Genomic DNA, 20,140 nt, shown 5'->3' with positions numbered 1-20,140 from the left:
AACTCCTTACGTCGCCTTCTTGGCTTTGATCAGTTCGGTCTTGGGCGCAGCGGCTCTCGGTGCCGCCGCCTCTTTATCTGCAGTCTTGGGCGCGGACTTGCGCGTGGTGGCGCGCTTGGGCTTCTCCGCGGCCTCGCCATCGGCGGCTGCGGCCTTCTTCGTGCTCGCTTTCTTCGGTGCGGCCTTTTTCGGCGCCTTGCCCGACTTTTCGGCGCGCTCGTTCAGAAGCTGAATCGCCTCCTCCAGCGTGACGGACGCGGGGTCCTTGGACTTCGGCAGGGTCGCGTTCACCTTGCCGACATTCACGTAAGGACCGAAGCGACCCTCGCGCACCGTGATCGTGCCCCCGAAATCGGGGTGCTCGCCCAGCGTCGCCAAAGCGGCCGGGGTCGAGCGGCTGCGTCCGCCCTTTTCCTTCTTCTCGGCGATCACGGTCACGGCGCGGTTGAGGCCGATCGTCAGAACGTCCTCGACGGTTTCCAGATTGGCATAGGCGCCATCGTGCTGGAGGAAGGGGCCGTAACGGCCAAGGCCGGCCAGGATCGGTTTGCCGGATTCGGGATGCAAACCCACCTCACGCGGGAGCGAGAGAAGCTGGCGGGCCTTTTCGAAATCGATATCGGCGACCTGCCAGCCCTTGGGCAGCGAAGAGCGCTTGGCCTCCTTGCCGTCGCCGCGCTGGACATAGGGGCCGAAGCGCCCCGAGCGAAGCGTGACAGGTTCGCCGGATTCGGGATCGACACCCAGATCCTTCGGCTCGTTCAGCCCGCCATCGCCCTCTGCCGCCTCGGCCGAAAGATTGGAGCCGAGCTGACGCGTGAAGCCGCATTCAGGATAGTTCGAGCATCCGACGAAAGCCCCGAACTTGCCGAGCTTGAGGCTCAACTTGCCGTTGCCGCAGCGCGGGCACGCGCGTGGGTCGGTCCCGTCGCCGCGATCCGGGAAGACGAGCGGCGCGAGTTCCTCGTTCAGCGCATCGAGAACATCGGTGACGCGGAGTTCCTTGGTCCCGTCGATCTGGGCCGAGAAATCCTTCCAGAACTCGCGCAGGACCTCCTTCCAGGACAACTCGCCGGAGGAAATGCCGTCGAGCTTGCCTTCGAGGTCGGCCGTGAAATCGTACTCGACATACTTCTCGAAGAAATTGTGCAGGAAGGCCGTGACGAGCCGTCCCTTGGAATCGGGCAGAAGCTTGCGCTTGTCCTGCACGATATATTGACGGTCCTGCAGTGTCTGAAGCGTTGCGGCATAGGTCGACGGGCGACCGATCCCGAGTTCTTCCATCCGCTTGATCAGCGACGCTTCCGAGAAACGCGGCGGGGGTTCGGTGAAGTGCTGGCTCGGGTCGATCGAAAGCTTCTTCAGCGGCTCCTGAGCGAGGATTTCCGGTAGGCGAGCGGAATCATCGTCATCCGATTCCTGCTCGGCCGGGGCCTTCGAGTCGTCGCGGTGGTCCTGATAGGCGCCGATGAAGCCTTCGAAGCGGATGACGGAGCCTGTGGCGCGCAGTTGCGCCTTCTGACCACCGTTCTCCGCCACGATCTCGGCCGTCGTGCGCTCGATCTCGGCGGACGCCATCTGGCTGGCGATGGCGCGCTTCCAGATCAGGTCATAGAGCCGTGCCTGATCACGATCGAGAAAGCGCTCCATGTCCTTGGGGTGGCGCATGAAGCTGGTGGGGCGGATCGCCTCGTGAGCTTCCTGCGCGTTCTTCGCCTTGGTGGAATAAGCACGCGGCTTCTCCGGCACGTAGCGCGCGCCGAAGGTCTCCGCGATCGCAGAGCGGGCAGCATCGATGGCTTCAGGCGCCATCTGCACGCCGTCGGTTCGCATGTAAGTGATGAGACCGACCGTCTCGCCGCCGATGTCCATGCCCTCGTACAGGCGCTGCGCGATCTGCATCGTGCGGGACGCGCCGAAGCCGAGCTTGGCGGAGGCCGCCTGCTGGAGGCTCGAGGTTGTGAAAGGCGGGGAGGGGTTGCGCTTGGTCGGCTTGGCCTCGACGCTCACAGCCCGGAACGAGGCACCGTTCAGCATGTCGCGAATGGCGAAAGCGCGCGCTTCGTTGTTGATCGAAAGGCGCTGGAGGCGCTCGCCCTCGAAGCCGGTCAGGCGAGCCTCGAAATCATCATCGCGCGGCGTCGCGAGCTTGGCGGCGATCTGCCAATATTCCTCGGAGTTGAACCGCTCGATTTCGCTTTCACGGTCGCAGACAAGACGTAGCGCGACGGACTGGACGCGGCCCGCCGAGCGCGCCCCCGGCAGCTTGCGCCAGAGAACGGGCGACAGGTTGAAGCCGACGAGATAGTCGAGCGCCCGGCGCGCCAGATAGGCGTCCACCAGCGGCGCGTCGATCTCGCGCGGATTGGCCATCGCGTCGAGCACCGCCTTCTTGGTGATGGCGTTGAAGACGACGCGGCTGACGGGCTTGTCCTTCAGAACCTTCTTCTGGCGCAGAACTTCGAGCACGTGCCAGGAAATCGCCTCTCCTTCGCGATCCGGGTCGGTCGCGAGGATCAAGGCGTCGGCGTTTTTCACGGCCTGGGCGATCTCGGTAAGGCGCTTCTGCGAAGGCTTGTCGACCTCCCAGTCCATGGAGAAGTCTTCGTCCGGGCGCACGGAGCCGTCTTTCGCCGGGAGATCCCGAACGTGCCCGAAGGAGGCCAGCACCGTGTAGTTGCTGCCCAGATATTTATTGATCGTCTTCGCTTTTGCAGGCGATTCGACGATGACCACTTCCATGTGCACGTCCCGGAAAGGGCGGCCGGCCGGTGCCGACGCGCCGTAATATCGCTTTGTTCACATGGACAGCCGAGCCGCGTGGGTCAACCCATCGGCTGCAACAGGCGAGCTTCGTGTCAGGCCGGTGTCAAGGAAGAAGCGAGATTCGCCCGCCCGAATGACGCTCCAGGCGCCCGGCGAGTTCGAGTTCCAGAAGCGTCATATGGACCGTCGACGGCGATACGGAGCTGTGAAGGATCAGATCGTCGAGAGAGACGGGAGCGACCCCGAGCGAGCGAAGGATGCGCGCCCGCTCGCCTGCATCCGCCTCGTGTGTATCGCCACTGTCATCGGGATGGAGAAGCGCTTGAACAGGTGAGGGGCGGCGGGCCATCGGCTCCAGAGCCTGCAGGATGTCCGCCGTCTCCGTGGCGAGTTGAGCGCCATCCTTCAGAAGCATGTTGGTGCCGGCCGAACGCGGTTCGAGCGGTGAGCCGGGGACGGCGAAGACAAGGCGGCCCAGCTCGCCGCCGAGACGCGCGCTGATCAGCGAGCCCGACCGCAGAGACGCTTCCACCACCAGAACAGCCAGGGAGAGGCCTACGACGATGCGATTGCGCCGGGGAAAGTCTACGGCGCGTGGCTCCCAGCCGAACGGCATTTCCGTCGCAAGACAACCGCCCTCATCCACGATCCGGCGCATCAGAGGCTTGTTCTGCGGCGGATAAGGGCGGTCGAGTCCGCCCGCGAAGATGCCGACCGTGCCGCTGGCCAGAGCCGCCTCATGGGCGACCGTATCGATGCCGCGCGCAAGGCCGGAGGTCACGACGTAGCCGGCCTCGCCAAGTTCCGAGGCGAACATGCGCGTGAGCCGCGCCCCGGCGGCGGAGGCGCTGCGCGACCCAACGATCGCGACACTGGGTTGGGTGAGGCGAGCGGCATCGCCCATCACGGAGAGAAGTGGCGGCGAGCCTTCGGCGGCGCGCAGGGCCGGCGAGAAATCCGGCTCGTCGTGGCAGATCAGTCGCGCGCCGAAGCGGGCCAAGCGCGCAAGTTCCGCTTCGGCGGTACCCGGGTCGCAAAGCTGGATGCGGCGCTTGCCGCCCTTGGCCGCGAGGGCGGGGATCTCCGGGAGGGCGGCTTGCGCCGTGCCGAAGCGGCGCAGGAGCCCATGATAGGTCACGGGACCGATGTTTTCGCTGCGGATCAGACGCAGACGGGCGAGGCGCTCGCTATCGGAGATTCCTTCGCGCCCGCCTATGGGATTCATCAGCCTTTCGACCCGATCCGGCTTTCCGTGCCCGCGAGGAGCCGTCGGATATTCGGGATATGCTTGAGATAGACCAACACGGTCAGAACCGCCGTCAAAGCCGCCGCCATGCTGTTGCCGATGATGAGATAGATGACGGGCACCAGGAGCGTTGCGGTAAGTGCGGCGAGAGAGGAGTAGCGGAAGATCTTGGCCATGCCGAGCCAGGCGGCGGCAAAGACCAGAACGCCGATCGGCGCAAACCCCAAGAGAACGCCGATATAGGTCGCCACACCCTTGCCGCCCTTGAAGCCGAGCCAGACCGGAAAGAGATGGCCGAGAAAGGCCCCGAAGCCTGCGGCGGCAGCGGCAGGCGCGCCCCATTTCCAGGCCACCCAGATCGGCACCGTGGCCTTCAGAAGGTCGCCGAGCAGCGTCATCGCCGCGACCTTCTTGTTGCCCGTGCGCAGGACATTGGTCGCGCCGATATTGCCCGACCCTATAGAACGCAGATCACCCAAGCCGAAGAGCTTGGTGAGGATCAACCCGAAGGCGATCGTTCCGCAGAGATAGCCGAGGATCAGAAAGACGATGACCGCCGTCGGATCGCTATGGTCCCAGGTCATATCGATCCTCACACCGTTCCATCGGTTGCATCGAACACGGTTCGACCCGCGACGACCGTTCGCATTACTTCGCCCTGGAAGCGCGCATTCTCGAAGGCCGAATTTTTCGAGCGCGAACGGATTCGCGACTTGTCAAAAATAAAGGGAGCATCGAGATCCACCAAGGTGAAATCCGACGGCCGGCCGGGCATCAAGGTTCCGCGATCGAGCTTCAGAAGCGCGGCCGGTGCCGAGGTAAGGCATTCCACCACGCGCGAGAGCGACACGCGGCCCGAATGATAGAGGCGCAGGGCAGCCGGCAGCAGCGTCTCCAGACCGACCGATCCGGCCTCCGCTTCCGAGAAGGGGCGACGTTTCCCGTCGGCATCCTGCGGATCGTGGGAGGAGACGATGATGTCCAAGGCACCGTCCGCGATCCCTTCGATCATCGCCTGACGGTCGTCTTCGGAGCGCAGCGGCGGGGACAGGCGGAAGAAGGTTCGGTATTCGCCGATGTCGTTTTCGTTGAGCGACAGCGAATTGATCGAGACGCCCGCCGTCACAAGCGGGTTCTCGGCTTTGGCTCGGCGCAGAACGTCGAGGGACGGAGCGGTCGAGAGTTTGGCCGCGTGGTATCGGCAGCGCGTCAGGGCCGCCAGTCTCAAATCGCGCTCGAGCGGAATGATCTCCGCCTCGCGCGGAATGCCGGGAAGGCCGAGCCAGGAGGCGAGGAGGCCTTCGTTCATGACACCGGAGCCGGTCAGGTCGGCATCCTGCGTCTCGTGCATGAAGAGAGCGTCGAAATCTCGGATATAGGTCATGATCCGGCGGATCAGCGCGGGATCGTGCAGGGTCTTGCGCCCTTCGGTGAAGGCGGGAACACCGGCCTGCGTCAAGACACCGATCTCCGTCATCTCCTTGCCGAGCAGGCCCTTTGTCAGGGCGGCAGACGGGAAGACGTTCACGATGGCCGTTTCGCGCGCCGTGCGGCTGACAAATTGGGCCAGCGCCACGTCGTCGATCACCGGGTCGGTGTCGGGCATGGTGAGAATGGACGTGACGCCTCCGGCGGCCGCCGCACGCGAGACCGAGCGGATGGTCTCGCGGTGCTCGCCGCCGGGCTCGCCCATGAAGACGCGCGCGTCCACGACGCCCGGGATGAGGAGCAGGCCCTTGGCGTCGATGATTTCGGCGCCATCCGGGCGGCCTTGTTGACGCGCCGAAGCGCCGGCGGCACGGATGACGCCGTCTTCGGCGATCAGCGTGCCGATCTCGTCGATCCCTCGGGACGGGTCAAGAATTCGAGCGTTTTCGACAACCAGGGGAGGATGAGTGTCCGCCTTCATGCACGCATCTCCGCATGGTCTCCGACCAGCCATTCCATGACGGCCATGCGCACGGCCACGCCCATCTCGACTTGTTCCTCGATGACGCTCTGAGGCCCATCGGCAATATCGGACGCGATTTCGACGCCTCGATTCATCGGGCCGGGATGCATGACGAGCGCGTCCGGTTTGGCGCGCGCGAGTTTTTGGGCATCGAGGCCGAAGAAGCGGAAATATTCGCGGACCGAAGGCACGAAGGAGCCTTCCATCCGCTCGCGCTGAAGCCGCAGCATCATCACGACATCGGCCCCCTTCAATCCGTCTTCCATGTTTCGGAAGACCGTGACGCCCATCTGCTCGATTCCGGCCGGCAGCAGCGTCGAGGGCGCGACGACTCGGACATCCGCCCCGAGGGCATTCAGGAGAAGGATGTTGGAGCGGGCCACTCGGCTGTGCAGAACATCGCCGCAGATGGCGACGACCAGCCGCGCCACCCGGCCCTTGCGGCGTCGAATGGTGAGGGCGTCGAGAAGGGCCTGGGTCGGATGCTCGTGCGCGCCGTCGCCGGCATTCACCACCGAGCAGCCGACCTTCTGCGCGAGAAGCGCCACAGCCCCGGCCGCGTGATGCCGGACGACAAGAAGGTCCGGACGCATGGCGTTCAGCGTCATCGCTGTGTCGATGAGCGTTTCGCCCTTCTTCACCGACGAGTTGGCGACCGACATGTTCATCACGTCGGCGCCAAGCCGTTTGCCGGCCAACTCGAAGGATGCCTGCGTGCGGGTCGAGGCTTCGAAGAAGAGGTTGATCTGGGTCCGCCCTCGAAGGGCGGACTTCTTCTTGTCCCGGCCAAGGCTCACGGCGATCTCGCTCTCGGCGAGATCCATGAGCTGGTGAATATCGGGGAGCGACAACCCGGCAATGCCGAGAAGATGTCGACGGGCGAGCGGAGTGGGCGAGGGCGCTGACATGTCGAGATCCGCCTATAGGAGAAAGCCCTCGTCGCCACAAGGGAAAGCGGCTCGCAGGCGCGGCCGTTAACCCTAACAATGTCTTTCGTTTGCGTCCAACGAACGAGTGCGGGACTAACTTCGTTAAGAAAGCGCTAACGATAGGAGCCGCAGGATGACCAAGGTCGCTTCCAGTTTCGCATTGAGCCTGTGGCTGGGGTTCTACGCCGTCACCGGCTTATCCGAGCTCGCCCATCTGGCCGGCATCGACCATATCGGCTCCCAGGCGCTGGAGCCCGCGGCCGGCGGTACCGCGGCACAGTCCGCTTTCGTCGCCCTCGTGGCGTTGAGCGCGGCGGGCGTCATGGCCGCCACCTTGGCCTTCCTGCGCTCCAGCAACGTGCGTATTGCAAGGCGGGGCGAGGCGTTCGCCTTCGGTTCGATCGGTCTGGCGTCGGCGACCGTTGTGGCCGCCTATCTCTTCGGCGCGCCGTTCTCACATGTTTTCGACAGGGTTGATCTGGCGTTTTGGGCGCTCTTCCTAAGTGTGGTGGCGCTCGTGTTCGACCATGCCGTCGCGATCCGGGACGATGCGGATGACGATATGGCGTTCCGCAAGGCTCTCGCAGCCTTGGAGCGGCCATCGGATCATCGCTCGGCCATCGGCCGATCGCACGAGAAGGATCGCGGCTGATGCGCTGGCTTCTCAGCCTCTGGTTCACACCGATCGCAATCCTTGTCACCTGGCTGGTGCTGGCCTCGCGCGATCTGAGCTTCGGACTCTTTTTCCTGACGCGGGATTTCTACGATCTCGTTTTCTCGATCTACGCGCAGACGCTTGGGATTCCGGCCGAAGAGCTTCCTCCGCTGGTGGTTCGCGCGCTGATCGTCGATAGTGCGATCGTACTCGGCCTTTATGCTCTGCGTCGTCGCAAGCGCATCCAAGCCCTCGTCATGCAGGCCTATTCGAAACTCTCGTCTTCGGCCCGCGCGGCCAGTGCGGAGAGCCTGTCGAGCGCGCCCTGAAGAATGAACGATGCGGCGGCCGAGTCGATTCGCTCCGCCCGCTTCGCCCGCGACACATCCATTTCCAACATGCCGCGCTCCGCGGCGACCGTGGACAGACGCTCGTCCCAGAATGCAATGGGGCGGGCGTCGAGTTGTGTGTAGTTTCGCACGAAAGCGCGGGTCGATTGCGCACGTGGACCCTCGCTCCCATCCATGTTGAAGGGCAGACCAATGATGACGCCGCCGCATTCGGCTTCGTCCAGAAGCTTGCGAAGGGCTGCGGCGTCGATCCCGAATTTGACGCGGCGGATGACCGGGCGGGGCGAGGCGAATCGCCAGCTGAGGTCGGAGACCGAAAGGCCGATGGTCTTGGTACCGAGATCCAGCCCGGCCAAGGTCCGGCCTTCACCGACCAGCGTATTCAGCTCTTCGATGCCTACCAATGCCACCGGCTTCTCCTTGACCTGATACCGAGCGCGCTACCTAATCGCCCGCGAACACGATCCCCGGCCGAGCGGCATCGGCGAGGCGACGGAGACCCATAACATGAAGATGACCTATTTCGGCCATTCGGCCTTTCGGATCGAAACCGGCGAGTCGGTGATTCTGATCGACCCGTTTCTGACCGGCAATCCGCATTTCAAAGGTGACGTCACTCACGCGACCGAAGGCGTGACGCATATCCTGCTTTCGCATGGTCATTCCGATCACGTGGGCGACACGATCGAGATTGCCAAGCGGACGGGAGCCAAAGTCGTCGGAACTTTCGAGCTGGTCCAGTGGCTGAAATCGAAGGGCGTCGAGACGATCGAGCCGGCCAATACGGGCGGCACCGTGAAGTTCGGCGACTTCTCGGTGACGCTGACTCAGGCCTTCCATTCGTCCGCTTCGATCGAGGAAAACGGACGCATCACCTATCTTGGGATGCCGAACGGGTTGGTGCTACACTTCGCCGATGGTCAAAGCGTCTATCACATGGGCGACACCGACATTTTCAGCGACATGGCCCTGATCGAGGAACTGCACCATCCTCGGATCGGGCTGGTGCCGATCGGTGATCGTCTGACGATGGGCGCTGCGGTCGCAGCGCTCGCATGCCGACGCTATTTCAACTTCGAGACGATCATCCCGCTGCATTGGGGAACGATGCCGATCCTCGACCCCAGCCCGGACGCGTTCATCGAAGCGATGGAGGACGAGGCGAGTCAGGTTCGCTTGCCGGAGATCGGCGTTCCCTTCGACATCTGACGCCACTGAGATCTAACACCCCTGGGCCGGCCGACATTGCGTCGCGCCGGCCCTGCCGATATAGCGTTGGACGCAAGCTCTCCGCTTCAAGAGGTCCAATGTCTGTCGATACCGCCACCGTTCGCCGTGTCGCGCGCCTTGCGCGCATTGCCGTCAGCGACGAAGACGTCGCGACGATGGAAGGCGAGCTGAACGCCATTCTCGGCTTCGTGGAGCAATTGCGCGAGGTGGATGTCACGGGAATCGCGCCGATGACCTCCGTCATCCCCATGCAGATGAAGAAGCGGCAGGACGCGGTGACCGACGGGCACAAGTCCGATGACATCGTGGCCAACGCGCCCGCGACCGAAGATCATTATTTCCTCGTTCCCAAAGTGGTCGAGTAGCCGTGTCTTTCGTTGATATCCGCGAAGAGTCGCCGCTTCAGGATGATGTGCGCGCGCTGATCGCGGAACTCAACGAGGTGCTGCTGGCGCTGACCCCGTCTGAATTCTGCTTTCATATGACGGCCGACGAAATGGCCGAGAGGGCCACCACCGTTTGGATCGCACGTCGCGACGGCGAGGCCATCGGCTGCGGAGCGCTGAAGCGCCACGATGGCCATCTGGCCGAAGTGAAGCGGATGTATGTGCGCCCTGCCGAACAGGGACATGGCATTGGCGGCGCTCTTCTGAATGAGATCGTCTCGCGTGCGGCCCAGGAGGGAATCGCTGTTTTGAAACTCGAAACCGGCGACCAACACCCCGCCGCTTGGAGAGTTTACGAGCGCGCGGGTTTCCAGCGTTGCGGTGCTTTCGCCGATTACCCGGAAAGCACTTATTCCGTTTTTTATGAGAAGCCGCTCACCGCGCGCCCTGCCGCAGCCTGAGTCGCAGAACCGACCGAACAAGAGCTCATGACCGATCTCACCGCCCTTACGATCGCCGAAGCCCGAGACGCGCTGAAGGCCAAGCAATTTTCCGCCGTTGAACTGACGGACGCTTATCTTTCTGCCATCGACGCCGCGAACGCGACGCTGAATGCCTATGTCGCGACAACGCCCGATCAGGCGCGCGCGATGGCTGCGGCTGCCGACGAGCGGTTGGCCAAGGGCGAGGCGCGATCCCTCGAAGGAATCCCGCTCGGCGTGAAGGATCTGTTTGCCACCGAGGGCGTGCACACGCAGGCCTGTTCCCATATTCTGGATGGGTTCAAGCCGCGCTACGAATCCACCGTCACCGCCAATCTCTGGGCCGATGGCGCCGTCATGCTCGGCAAGCTCAATATGGACGAGTTTGCCATGGGCTCGTCCAACGAGAGCAGCTATTACGGCCCCGTCATCAATCCCTGGCGCCGCAACGGCTCCGATCTCGCGCTCGTTCCAGGTGGCTCGTCGGGTGGCTCATCGGCAGCCGTGGCCGCGCGGCTTTGCGCTGGAGCAACTGCGACCGATACGGGCGGCTCCATCCGTCAGCCTGCCGCCTTCACTGCGACGGTCGGCATCAAGCCGACCTATGGCCGTTGCTCGCGCTGGGGCGTCGTCGCCTATGCGTCGTCGCTGGATCAGGCCGGGCCGGTGGCGCGCGACGTGCGGGATGCCGCAATCCTTTTGAAATCGATGGCGTCGGTCGATGCGAAGGACACGACATCGGTCGATCTTCCTGTGCCGGATTACGAGGCGGCGGTCGGTCGCTCGCTCAAGGGCCTGCGCATCGGTATTCCCAAGGAATACCGCGTCGACGGAATGCCCGCCGAGATTGAGGCGCTCTGGGCTCAAGGCATTGCCTGGGCCAAGGAGGCCGGCGCCGAGATCGTGGAAGTCTCGCTGCCGCATACGAAGTATGCGCTGCCGGCCTATTACATTGTCGCCATGGCGGAAGCATCCTCGAACCTGGCGCGGTATGACGGCGTTCGATACGGCCTGCGCGTCCCCGGCCGCGACATTGCTGATATGTATGAGCAGACTCGCGCTGCGGGTTTCGGCCGCGAGGTCAAGCGCCGCATCATGATCGGTACCTACGTTCTTTCGGCCGGCTATTACGATGCCTATTATCTGCAAGCGCAGAAGGTTCGCACGCTCATCAAGCGGGATTTCGAACTGGCGTTCGAGGCAGGTGTCGATGCCCTGCTGACCCCTGCGACGCCGTCCGCAGCCTTTGCAATCAACGACCAGACGCTCGCGGCCGATCCGGTCGCCATGTATCTGAACGACGTCTTCACGGTAACCGTCAACCTGGCGGGCCTTCCGGCGATTTCCGTTCCCGCCGGCCTGTCGAGCGAGGGAACGCCGCTGGGACTCCAACTGATCGGACGCCCCTTCGGCGAAGAAACGCTGTTCACCGCCGCGTCCGTCATCGAAAAGGCCGCTGGCCGCTTTGAGCCGAAGCGCTGGTGGTAAGCTTTCGCCGCCTCTCGTTCGCCTCTGCCGCTGATATTCTGATCAGAGTTCGCCCATGACCCTCGTCGATACCCGCACGCCCGATCCGCGAAAGTTCATCTCCGGCCTCACCGGAGACTGGGAAATCGTCATCGGCATGGAAGTCCATGCGCAGGTCCTGTCCGAGGCCAAGCTGTTTTCGGGAGCCAGCACCCAGTTTGGCTCCGAGCCCAACGACAACGTGTCGCTGGTCGACGCGGCGATGCCTGGGATGCTCCCGGTCATCAACGAGGAATGCGTGCGGCAGGCCGTGCGCACGGGTCTCGGTCTGAAGGCGGCGATCAACAATCGCTCGGTCTTCGATCGCAAGAACTATTTCTACCCCGACCTGCCGCAGGGCTATCAGATCTCGCAATTCAAGGATCCGATCGTCGGCGAGGGCAATGTTATCGTCTCGGTCGGGCCGGACTCCAAAGGGCAGTTCGAGGATATCGAAGTCGGCGTCGAGCGCCTGCATCTGGAACAGGATGCCGGCAAGTCATTGCATGACCAGCATCCGACCATGTCCTTCGTGGACCTGAACCGGTCCGGCGTCGCGCTGATGGAGATCGTCTCCAAGCCGGACATGCGCTCGGCCGATGAGGCGAAGGCCTATCTGACTAAGCTGCGCACGATCCTGCGCTATCTCGGCACCTGCGACGGTAACATGGACGAAGGCTCGATGCGCGCCGACGTCAACGTGTCGGTTCGCCGGCCAGGCGGCGAATTCGGAACGCGCTGTGAAATCAAGAATGTGAACTCGATCCGTTTCGTGGGGCAGGCCATCGAATCCGAAGCGCGTCGTCAGATCGCGCTGATCGAGGATGGCGGGAGCGTCGATCAGGAAACGCGGCTCTTCGATCCTGTGAAGGGTGAAACGCGGGCCATGCGCTCCAAGGAAGACGCGCATGACTATCGCTATTTCCCCGACCCGGACCTTCTGCCGCTCGAGTTCGATGACGCCTTTGTCGAAGCTTTGAAGGCGGAGCTGCCGGAGCTTCCCGATGACAAGCGACAGCGCTTGATGGACGTGGCGGGCCTGTCAGCCTACGACGCGTCGATCCTCGTTTCCGAAAAGGCGATCGCCGACTTCTTCGAAAAGACGGCGGCCGGCCGCGACGCGAAGCAGGCGGCCAACTGGGTTATCAACGATCTTCTGGGCGCGCTGAACAAGTCCGGCAGGACGATCGAGGACACGCCCGTTTCCGCCGAGCAACTCGGCGCCATTCTCGATCTCATCCGCGAGGAGGTCATCTCGGGCAAGATCGCCAAGGATCTCTTCGAAATCGTTTGGAACGAGGGCGGCGACCCGCGCGAGCTGGTGGAAAGCCGCGGCATGAAGCAGGTCACGGACACCGGCGCCATCGAGAAAGCCGTGGACGACATCATCGCCGCCAACCCGGACAAGGTGGCGCAGGCGCAGGCCAAGCCGACCCTCGCCGGCTGGTTCGTCGGGCAGGTGATGCGCGCCATGGGCGGCAAAGCCAATCCGCAGGCCGTCAACGATCTGGTCAAGGCCAAGCTCGGCCTGGAGTAAGCCCGGTTTGCGATGGACAATCCATTCGCACGCGATCATAACCCTTGCCGATGCGAGGAACGAGCCCGATGAGTAAAGTGAACCCTCTGCTCCTACAGATCTTCACCTGGTGGAACGGCCAGACGATCGGCACACGTTTCTATACGTGGCGCTTCGGCCAGCCGGTCGGCGAGGATGAACGGGGCAACCGCTTCTATCAGACGGCCGATGGCCAACGCCGCTGGGTGATCTACAAGGGAGCCGCCGAGCCGACATCGATCGGGCCAGGTTGGCACGGTTGGATGCATCATCGCGTCGATACCCCGCCTTCCAAGGAAGATTACCGCGCGCATGGGTGGGAGCAGCCGCATCAGGAAAATCTGACAGGCACCGGCCGCGCCTATCGGCCGAAGGGCTCGCTTCTCAATACCGCCGAGCGTCCGCGCGTGTCGGGCGACTACGATGCGTGGCAGCCCTGATTGGGCTGAAGGACCTCATGACATCGCGCATTCTGGGCCGGCTCCTATCGGCCGGTCTCCTTACGTTGGCGCTGCTGCCCGCACCGGCATCGGCTGAACGCATCGCCAATAAAGTGGCGGTGTTTTCGGGGCTCGACAAGATCACCGGCCGTATCACGACCTTCGACGTCTATGTGAATGAGACGGTGCAGTTCGGCACGCTGCAGGTGACCCCGCGCGCCTGCTACACGCGCTCGCAGAACGAATCGCCGAAAACCGACAGTTTCGTGGAAGTGGACGAGATCACGTTGGATCGACAGATCAGGCGGATCTTTTCCGGTTGGATGTTTGCGGACTCGCCCGGTCTCAACGCGGTCGAGCATCCCGTCTACGACGTCTGGCTCAAAGATTGCAAAACAGAGTCCAGCGTTCCAGCGCCGGCCGGATAGAAGGTCGCGTTGCGTTCCAGCGCTTCGTCCAACATGAGACGATAATCCGCGCGCGGAATTTCGGTGGCCCCGAAGCGCGAGAGATGCGCGGTGATGAATTGCGTGTCGAGCAGCGTATAGCCGCCGCGCCTCAGTCGATCCCAGAGATAGACAAGCGGGATTTTCGAGGCATCGGTGCAGCGGGAGAACATGCTCTCGCCGAAGAAGGCGCCGCCGAGGCTGACGCCGTAAAGCCCGCCCACCAGTTGGCCATCCATCCAGGCTTCGATGCAATGAGCATATCCCATTGCGTGTAGCGAGAGATAGAGGTCGCGAATCTGGGCGTTGATCCAGGTGTGCTCGCGGCCGGGCGCGGGCTCAGCGCATCCATCCAGAACAGCCGCAAAAGCCGTGTCGACCCGAACATCGAACGGCTGTCGTTTGATCGTCTTGATCAAGCTGCGCGGGACGTGGAACCCATCCAAAGGCAGGATGCCGCGCATGGTGGGATCGACCCAGTAGATCGAATCGTCGTCGGCATCTTCCGCCATGGGGAAGATGCCGGCCGCATAGGCTCTCAACAGGATTTCCGGCGTGAGCCGGAAATCATCGTCGCGCCGTCCGGAGGCCAAATCCGCCTCAAGCCGCCGGAGCGGATCGAGCGAGATACTGTTCCAACCAGTGAATGTCGTACTGGCCGGCTTGGATGTCCGGGTTCTCCACCAGATCCTGGAACAAGGGCAGGGTGGTCTTCACACCGTCGACGACGATCTCGTCCAAGGCACGCCGAAGACGCATCAGGCACTCATTGCGCGTGCGGCCATGAACGATCAGCTTGCCGATCAAGCTGTCGTAGAAGGGCGGGATCGAGTAGCCCTGATAGACACCCGAATCGACGCGAATGCCAAGGCCACCCGGCGCGTGATAATAGGTGATCTGCCCGGGCGATGGCGCGAAGGTTCGTGGGTCTTCCGCATTGATGCGGCATTCGATCGCGTGGCCGAGAAAGTTGATATCGGACTGCTGCACGGACAAGCCGAGGCCGGCCGCCACTCGAATCTGCTCATGCACGAGATCGAGACCGGTGATCGCCTCCGTCACGGGATGCTCGACCTGAAGGCGGGTGTTCATTTCGATGAAATAGAACTCGCCATTCTCGTAAAGGAACTCGATCGTGCCGGCGCCTCGATAGCGCATTTCCGCCATGGCGTTGGCGCAGATCTCGCCGATCCGCTTGCGCTGGGCATCATCGAGAGCCGGAGAGCGCGCCTCTTCCCAGACCTTCTGATGCCGGCGCTGAAGCGAGCAGTCGCGCTCGCCCAAATGAATGGCTTTGCCCATTCCGTCGCCGAAAACCTGCACCTCGATATGGCGAGGCTTCTCCAGATATTTCTCGATATAGACTGCGTCGTCACCGAAGGCCGCGCCCGCTTCGGAGCGGGCCGTGGCCAGAGCGACCGAGAGATCGGCCGCCGTCTTGGCCACCTTCATGCCGCGCCCACCGCCGCCAGCCGAGGCCTTGATGATGACGGGGAAGCCGATTTCCGTCGCGATCCGGGCTGCCTCGCCATCGTCCGTCACTGCGCCGGCCGAGCCGGGCACCACCGGAATGCCCAGCTTCTGGGCCGTCCGCTTGGCTTCGATCTTGTCGCCCATCACGCGGATATGGTCGGCCGTCGGGCCAATGAAGGTAATGTTGTGGGCGTCGAGAATATCGGCAAAGCGCGCGTTTTCCGACAGAAAGCCGTAACCTGGATGAACGGCGTCCGCCCCGGAGATTTCGCAGGCTGCAAGGATCTGCGGAATGTTCAGGTAGCTGTCGCGAGCGGGCGGGGGGCCGATGCAAACGCTTTCGTCCGCTAGGCGGACATGCATCGCGGCGTTGTCGGCGGTCGAGTGGACCGCGACGGTGGCGATGCCGAGCTCCTTGCAGGCGCGCAGAACGCGCAACGCGATCTCGCCACGGTTGGCGATCAGAACCTTGTTGAACATGACGGGCCTTTCATCGGTCGGCTGGGCACTGAGTGCGGGAGGCAGGATCGGCTCAGCCGATCACCACCAGCGCTTCGCCGTATTCGACGGGCTGTCCATTATCGACGCAGATGCGCTTGATCGTTCCCGAGCGCGGCGCCGGAATCTGATTCATCGTCTTCATGGCTTCGATGATCAGCAGCGTGTCCCCCTCGTTCACCGACTGGCCGATCTCGATGAAGGCTTTCGCGCCTGGTGCGGGCGAGAGATAGGCCGTACCAACCATGGGCGAGGGGACGGAGCCGACCTCGGGACCGGCGGAAGGCGCTGGTGTGCCAGGGGCGGCCGTAGGAGTGGCGGCCGGCATGGCAGGCGCGGCAACCGGCATCGGGATGCTCGCGGCGTAGCCGCCTTGGATATATTCTTTCTTGCGAGAGACCCGAATTCGAAGCTCACCCTGTTCGATTTCGATCTCCGTCAGATCGGTGTCGTTCAGAATGTCGGCGAGTTCGCGGACGAGAGACCGATCGACTTTCGTTTCCGGGTTCTGCATGGGGATCCTTCGAAATGAAATCATGGGAGGTCGCGGCGACGTCGCCGCGCAGCGGTTGCGGTGTCGATCCCGTCCAGAAAACGGCCCCGTGCTCTGGGGCTTTTCTGGTGGGGGATCGGTTCGTCTCGTTCGCATCCGCGCGCCACGTCCGGTCAGGCCGCGATCCTGTCTCCCACGGCGTATAGACCGGGGCAGGTTGCGGGAAAAGCTCCCTTTTTACGCCTTTGGCAAGGAATCTTAGCAGGAGGCTTTCCCGCATTGGCGCACATTGGCGATTTTCTGAGCCAAGGCATCAGCTCCAACCGCGCCTGCGACCACTTCATCCCCGACGACGTAGCTGGGGGTTCCGTCGATGCCGAGGGCCATGGCCAAGGCGCCGGCCTGTTGCAGTTCCGTCTGAATGCTGGAGCTCTGGAGAAGCGGCTTCAAAGCGGATGCCTCGACGCCGAAGTCTTTGGCCACCTGCAGGGCACGCGCCTCATCGACCTGTGCCTTGCTCGCCAGCAACTGGCGTTGGAACGCGCCATAGCTTTCAGGCTTCAGAGAACGAAACGCGAGGCTGACACGGCTCGCAGCCTCGGATGCAGGCCCGAGCACGGGAATTTCCTTCAGAACCACGCGAAGCTTCTTGTCGCTGTCGAGCAGCACTTCCATATCGCTGGCCGCGCGTTTGCAGTAGCCACAATTGTAGTCGAAGAACTCCACCAGCGTGACGTCGCTGTTCTTCGCGCCGAGCGCGGTGCCAGCGGGCGTGGATTCCAAGGCGGCTCGGGACGTTTCGATCGTTTGGCGGCGGCTATGGGTTTCCTCGGCCGTACGTTTGGCCTCTAGAGCCTGCATCGATTCGATCAGGACTTCCGGGTGCGTCAGCAGATAGTTGCGCACGATCCCTTCGATGTCCTTGGTCTGGGCGTCATCGAACGCTCGGGCGGGGACCGCGCTCGCGACGAACGTCAGCGCCAGAAGAAGAGAGCCGGCTCGGCGAAGGCGAGTCGACGAGCGGCGTGGAGATGTCATGGACGCTTGACCTTTGTGACGAGGATATCCTGTGCCCTTCGCCATTGCGGCGAGTTCGGGCGGAATTTTTGCTGAGCGCGAGCCGCGAAGACCTTCGCGTCCTTGAAGTTGCCGGCCTCCCAGTAGCCCTCGGCGGTCGCGAGTTCTGCGTCCCCGATCTGGCCGAGCTTGCCATAGGCCATGGCCAGGAAGCGGTAGGCGGACGAGTTGCCGGGATCGGCTTCCAAGCCGCGCTGGATCTGGGCGACGGCGTCCTTCATCTTCTCGGGCCGGCCCCCGGTGACGATGGCTTGACCAATGGAGGCTTGAATGAGCCCGGACTTCGAAGGGTCGAGTTTGGCCGCCTTGGTAAAGGCAGCTTCGGCCTCGTTGGCGCGACCAGCGGTCATCAGAATTTCACCGCGAAATTCGTGAAACCAAGGATTATTCGGCTGCTTGACGATGAGAGCGTCGATCTTGTCGAGCGCCGCTTTCGGCGAGCCCGCCAGATGCGTTGCGATCGCGTCGCCGTAGAGGGCGGGAAGGGAGTGAAGCTGCCGTCCGAAGCTGCGACGCACCTGCGCGGCACCACCATTATAGGCGGCGATCTTGGCGCGGGCGAAGTCGTGTCGCAACTGGAGGTCTGGCGAGTCTTTCTTGTCGAAGAAAGGGCTCTCGTGCGCAGCCGTCTGCAGGAAGCCGATCCGGTCCTGCGGAGCCGGATGCGAGGAAAGATAAGTGTCGCGCGAGATGCCAGCGAGCATGTTCTTGCGCATCAGCCCTTCGAAACTGTCGAGAAGACCTTTGGGAGACTGATTGGTCTTTTGGAGATAGGTGAGGGCGGAGCGGTCGGCTGTGGTTTCTTCGGTGCGCTGATAGGAGAACAATCCGCGCTGCGCGATGCCGCTTCCGCTTGTCATCAGGCCGCTGCCTAGGCCTGCGACAGCGCCCGAACCCGACGCCGCGCCCGCCGCCGCGACACCCGCACCAATCAGACCTGCGACAACGGCGATGGTCTGCGCGCGGGCAATCTGATCTCGCAGTCGCTCTTGGTGGCCGCCGGCCAAATGGCCCACCTCGTGGGCAATCACGCCGATGGTTTCGTTGGGGGTTTCGGAATCGAGCAACGTTCCCGTATTAATGAAGATACGGCGGCCCGCCACAAAGGCGTTGAAGTTGAGATCGTTGACGAGGACGATCTCGACTCGGCTCGGCGACAGCCCGGCAGCCTTCAGAATCGGCGACGCGTAGTCTCGAACGAGACTTTCGATCTCCGCGTCGCGAACCACCGGCAGGCGGCGCTGCCCGGCGGACTGAGCGAAGGATGGCGTAGCGGTCGGCATCACGCAGGAAAAGGCGAGCGCGACCGCGAGGCAGGCTGTCGACAATTGCCGGCGCCATTCTTTCATTGCGACCCTTCCCATGCTCCCCGACCGGCCCCTATGAACGGATCACAGACACCCTTTCCCTTGCCGGGAAAATAAGGCGCCTTGGCGATTGTGAGACCAGACATGTACACTAGCCGTCCCATCAAAGCATCCCGACGCTCCGAAATCGACCCGTTCCGGGCGATGGACGTTCTGGCGGAAGCGAACCGGATGATGGCAGCGGGCGTCAACGTCATTTCTCTTGCTGTCGGCCAGCCCTCCGCGCCCATACCGCCCCATGCGGCCGAAGCGGCGGAGGCGTTTCTTCGCGCCGGCCGCATCGGCTATACGGACGCGCTCGGCCGGATCGGACTGAGACGGCGCATCGCGCGCCATTACGCTGAGACCTACGGCGTCGACGTGCCGCCCGAACGAATCATGGTCACGACCGGTTCGTCGGCGGGCTTCAATCTCGCGTTCTTGACGGCCTTCGATGTCGGGGACCGTGTTGCCATCGCCAATCCGGGTTACCCCGCCTATCGCAATATCCTGAAAGCTCTTGGATTGGTGCCCGTGGAGATCCCGGTGGGCGCGAATGAGGATTATATCCTGACGGCGGAGCGGCTGCTCGAAGCGCATCGCCAAGAATCGATCCAAGGCGTCCTCATAGCTAGCCCGGCCAATCCGACAGGGACGGTCACCCCACGCGGGGAGTTGAAGGCGCTGGTTGAACTCTGCAATGCGGAAGGGATCGCCTTCATCTCGGACGAGATCTACCATGGGCTGGCTTATGGCGAGCGCGACAGTTCGGCGCTGGAGTTCTCTGACCGCGCCATCGTCGTCAATTCGTTTTCGAAATATTACTGCATGACCGGCTGGCGGATCGGCTGGCTCGTCTTGCCCGCTTCGCTGGTGCGAGCCTCGGAGCGGATCGGGCAGAGCCTTTATATCTCCGCGCCCGAACTCAGTCAGGTTGCGGCCGAAGCGGTATTCGAAACGCGCGATCAACTCGAAGAGATCAAGCAGACCTACATTCGCAACCGCGCGATTCTTGCGCAGCGTCTACCGTCGCTCGGATTTTCCGATATCGCTCCGATCGACGGCGCCTTCTACGTCTATGCGCGCCTTCCTGCTGGGATGGGGAGCGCGAGCGAGTTCTCGAGCCGCGTCATCAAAAGCTGTCACGTCGCGCTGACGCCTGGGATCGACTTCGATCCGGTGGCGGGGGAGCATTTCGTGCGCTTGTCCTATGCCGGCTCCACATCCGAACTGGCGGAAGCGACCGAAAGGTTGGCGGGCTTTCTGAAGGCCTGAGAGGCGGCAAGACACTCGATGCAAAAAGGGCGGCTC

The 20,140-nt window shown here is 63.1% G+C and carries 21 protein-coding genes; 10 read left to right on the top strand and 11 right to left on the bottom strand.

From position 1 onward, the window contains the following. Positions 1–6: 6 nt before the first annotated feature. The 5 genes from topA to AUL28_RS13450 all read right to left on the bottom strand — a co-directional run bounded on the left by topA (position 7) and on the right by AUL28_RS13450 (position 6,871). A complete protein-coding gene (gene topA / locus AUL28_RS13470; protein WP_062233439.1) occupies positions 7–2,742 on the bottom strand; it encodes a type I DNA topoisomerase in 2,736 nt (911 codons plus the stop codon). A 127-nt stretch (positions 2,743–2,869) separates the two neighbouring features. Next, positions 2,870–3,991: a DNA-processing protein DprA gene (gene dprA / locus AUL28_RS13465; RefSeq protein WP_062233436.1), complete on the bottom strand. Its 1,122-nt coding sequence runs from the start codon at positions 3,989–3,991 to the stop codon at positions 2,870–2,872. Next, the gene (plsY, locus tag AUL28_RS13460) at positions 3,991–4,596 is read right to left on the bottom strand and encodes a glycerol-3-phosphate 1-O-acyltransferase PlsY (protein WP_062220354.1); all 606 of its coding nucleotides are present in this window, start codon (positions 4,594–4,596) and stop codon (positions 3,991–3,993) included. Before plsY ends, dprA begins: the two co-directional genes overlap by 1 nt. Positions 4,597–4,604: 8 nt before the next feature. Further along, entirely contained in the window at positions 4,605–5,921 is a 1,317-nt protein-coding gene (locus AUL28_RS13455) for a dihydroorotase (RefSeq protein WP_062220352.1), read from the bottom strand. Beyond that, positions 5,918–6,871: an aspartate carbamoyltransferase catalytic subunit gene (locus tag AUL28_RS13450; protein WP_062220350.1), complete on the bottom strand. Its 954-nt coding sequence runs from the start codon at positions 6,869–6,871 to the stop codon at positions 5,918–5,920. The genes AUL28_RS13455 and AUL28_RS13450 overlap by 4 nt, the downstream gene beginning before the upstream one ends. A 154-nt stretch (positions 6,872–7,025) precedes the next feature. On the opposite strand from AUL28_RS13450, the gene AUL28_RS13445 reads away from it, so the two are divergent. Together AUL28_RS13445 and AUL28_RS13440 are read left to right on the top strand one after the other, a co-directional pair. Continuing rightward, positions 7,026–7,544: a hypothetical protein gene (locus AUL28_RS13445; protein WP_062233434.1), complete on the top strand. Its 519-nt coding sequence runs from the start codon at positions 7,026–7,028 to the stop codon at positions 7,542–7,544. Next, positions 7,544–7,876 carry a DUF6105 family protein gene (locus tag AUL28_RS13440; RefSeq protein WP_058598294.1) on the top strand — a complete coding sequence of 111 codons (333 nt, stop codon included), beginning with the start codon at positions 7,544–7,546 and terminating at the stop codon, positions 7,874–7,876. The genes AUL28_RS13445 and AUL28_RS13440 overlap by 1 nt, the downstream gene beginning before the upstream one ends. Here the strand turns inward: AUL28_RS13440 and ruvX are convergent. Beyond that, the gene (gene ruvX, locus AUL28_RS13435; protein WP_058633547.1) at positions 7,813–8,307 is read right to left on the bottom strand and encodes a Holliday junction resolvase RuvX; all 495 of its coding nucleotides are present in this window, start codon (positions 8,305–8,307) and stop codon (positions 7,813–7,815) included. The genes AUL28_RS13440 and ruvX overlap by 64 nt on opposite strands. Positions 8,308–8,404: 97 nt before the next feature. On the opposite strand from ruvX, the gene AUL28_RS13430 reads away from it, so the two are divergent. From AUL28_RS13430 to AUL28_RS13400, 7 genes are all read left to right on the top strand, one after another. Further along, positions 8,405–9,106, top strand: coding sequence for a metal-dependent hydrolase (locus tag AUL28_RS13430; protein ID WP_062233430.1), 702 nt, complete (start codon positions 8,405–8,407; stop codon positions 9,104–9,106). A gap of 98 nt (positions 9,107–9,204) precedes the next feature. After that, positions 9,205–9,492 (top strand): Asp-tRNA(Asn)/Glu-tRNA(Gln) amidotransferase subunit GatC, encoded by a 288-nt coding sequence (gene gatC / locus AUL28_RS13425; protein WP_062233427.1) that lies wholly within the window; start codon positions 9,205–9,207, stop codon positions 9,490–9,492. Positions 9,493–9,494: 2 nt separating this feature from the next. Then, positions 9,495–9,974 carry a GNAT family N-acetyltransferase gene (locus tag AUL28_RS13420; protein WP_062233424.1) on the top strand — a complete coding sequence of 160 codons (480 nt, stop codon included), beginning with the start codon at positions 9,495–9,497 and terminating at the stop codon, positions 9,972–9,974. Between the two features lie 27 nt (positions 9,975–10,001). Continuing rightward, positions 10,002–11,483, top strand: a complete 1,482-nt coding sequence (gene gatA / locus AUL28_RS13415; protein WP_062233421.1) for an Asp-tRNA(Asn)/Glu-tRNA(Gln) amidotransferase subunit GatA — start codon at positions 10,002–10,004, stop codon at positions 11,481–11,483. A 55-nt stretch (positions 11,484–11,538) separates the two neighbouring features. Next, positions 11,539–13,038, top strand: a complete 1,500-nt coding sequence (gatB, locus tag AUL28_RS13410; protein WP_062233418.1) for an Asp-tRNA(Asn)/Glu-tRNA(Gln) amidotransferase subunit GatB — start codon at positions 11,539–11,541, stop codon at positions 13,036–13,038. Between the two features lie 77 nt (positions 13,039–13,115). Then, positions 13,116–13,496, top strand: a complete 381-nt coding sequence (locus tag AUL28_RS13405) for an NADH:ubiquinone oxidoreductase subunit NDUFA12 (protein ID WP_244493523.1) — start codon at positions 13,116–13,118, stop codon at positions 13,494–13,496. A gap of 17 nt (positions 13,497–13,513) precedes the next feature. Beyond that, positions 13,514–13,924, top strand: coding sequence for a DUF2155 domain-containing protein (locus AUL28_RS13400; RefSeq protein ID WP_062233520.1), 411 nt, complete (start codon positions 13,514–13,516; stop codon positions 13,922–13,924). On the opposite strand, the gene aat is transcribed toward AUL28_RS13400, so the two are convergent. The 5 genes from aat to AUL28_RS13375 form a co-directional block, all read right to left on the bottom strand. Next, positions 13,864–14,535, bottom strand: coding sequence for a leucyl/phenylalanyl-tRNA--protein transferase (gene aat / locus AUL28_RS13395; protein ID WP_062233414.1), 672 nt, complete (start codon positions 14,533–14,535; stop codon positions 13,864–13,866). The genes AUL28_RS13400 and aat overlap by 61 nt on opposite strands. Positions 14,536–14,542: 7 nt before the next feature. Then, the gene (accC, locus tag AUL28_RS13390; RefSeq protein WP_058598302.1) at positions 14,543–15,895 is read right to left on the bottom strand and encodes an acetyl-CoA carboxylase biotin carboxylase subunit; all 1,353 of its coding nucleotides are present in this window, start codon (positions 15,893–15,895) and stop codon (positions 14,543–14,545) included. Between the two features lie 52 nt (positions 15,896–15,947). Next, positions 15,948–16,427, bottom strand: coding sequence for an acetyl-CoA carboxylase biotin carboxyl carrier protein (gene accB / locus AUL28_RS13385; protein ID WP_062220332.1), 480 nt, complete (start codon positions 16,425–16,427; stop codon positions 15,948–15,950). 237 nt (positions 16,428–16,664) lie between these two features. Next, a complete protein-coding gene (locus tag AUL28_RS13380; protein WP_062233411.1) occupies positions 16,665–17,444 on the bottom strand; it encodes a DsbA family protein in 780 nt (259 codons plus the stop codon). Next, positions 17,441–18,832, bottom strand: coding sequence for a M48 family metalloprotease (locus AUL28_RS13375; RefSeq protein ID WP_192843459.1), 1,392 nt, complete (start codon positions 18,830–18,832; stop codon positions 17,441–17,443). The genes AUL28_RS13380 and AUL28_RS13375 overlap by 4 nt, the downstream gene beginning before the upstream one ends. A gap of 102 nt (positions 18,833–18,934) precedes the next feature. Between AUL28_RS13375 and AUL28_RS13370 the strand changes: the two genes are divergently transcribed. Beyond that, complete coding sequence (locus AUL28_RS13370; protein WP_062233405.1) at positions 18,935–20,104, top strand: pyridoxal phosphate-dependent aminotransferase; 1,170 nt, start codon at positions 18,935–18,937, stop codon at positions 20,102–20,104. Positions 20,105–20,140: the final 36 nt, after the last annotated feature.

Origin of the sequence: Aureimonas sp. N4, from assembly GCF_001463925.1 — a bacterium.
Taxonomy (GTDB): Bacteria; Pseudomonadota; Alphaproteobacteria; order Rhizobiales; family Rhizobiaceae; genus Aureimonas; species Aureimonas ureilytica_A.
The sequence above is the reverse complement of the archived record's forward strand: the minus strand, read 5'-3'. Positions and strand labels throughout refer to the sequence as shown.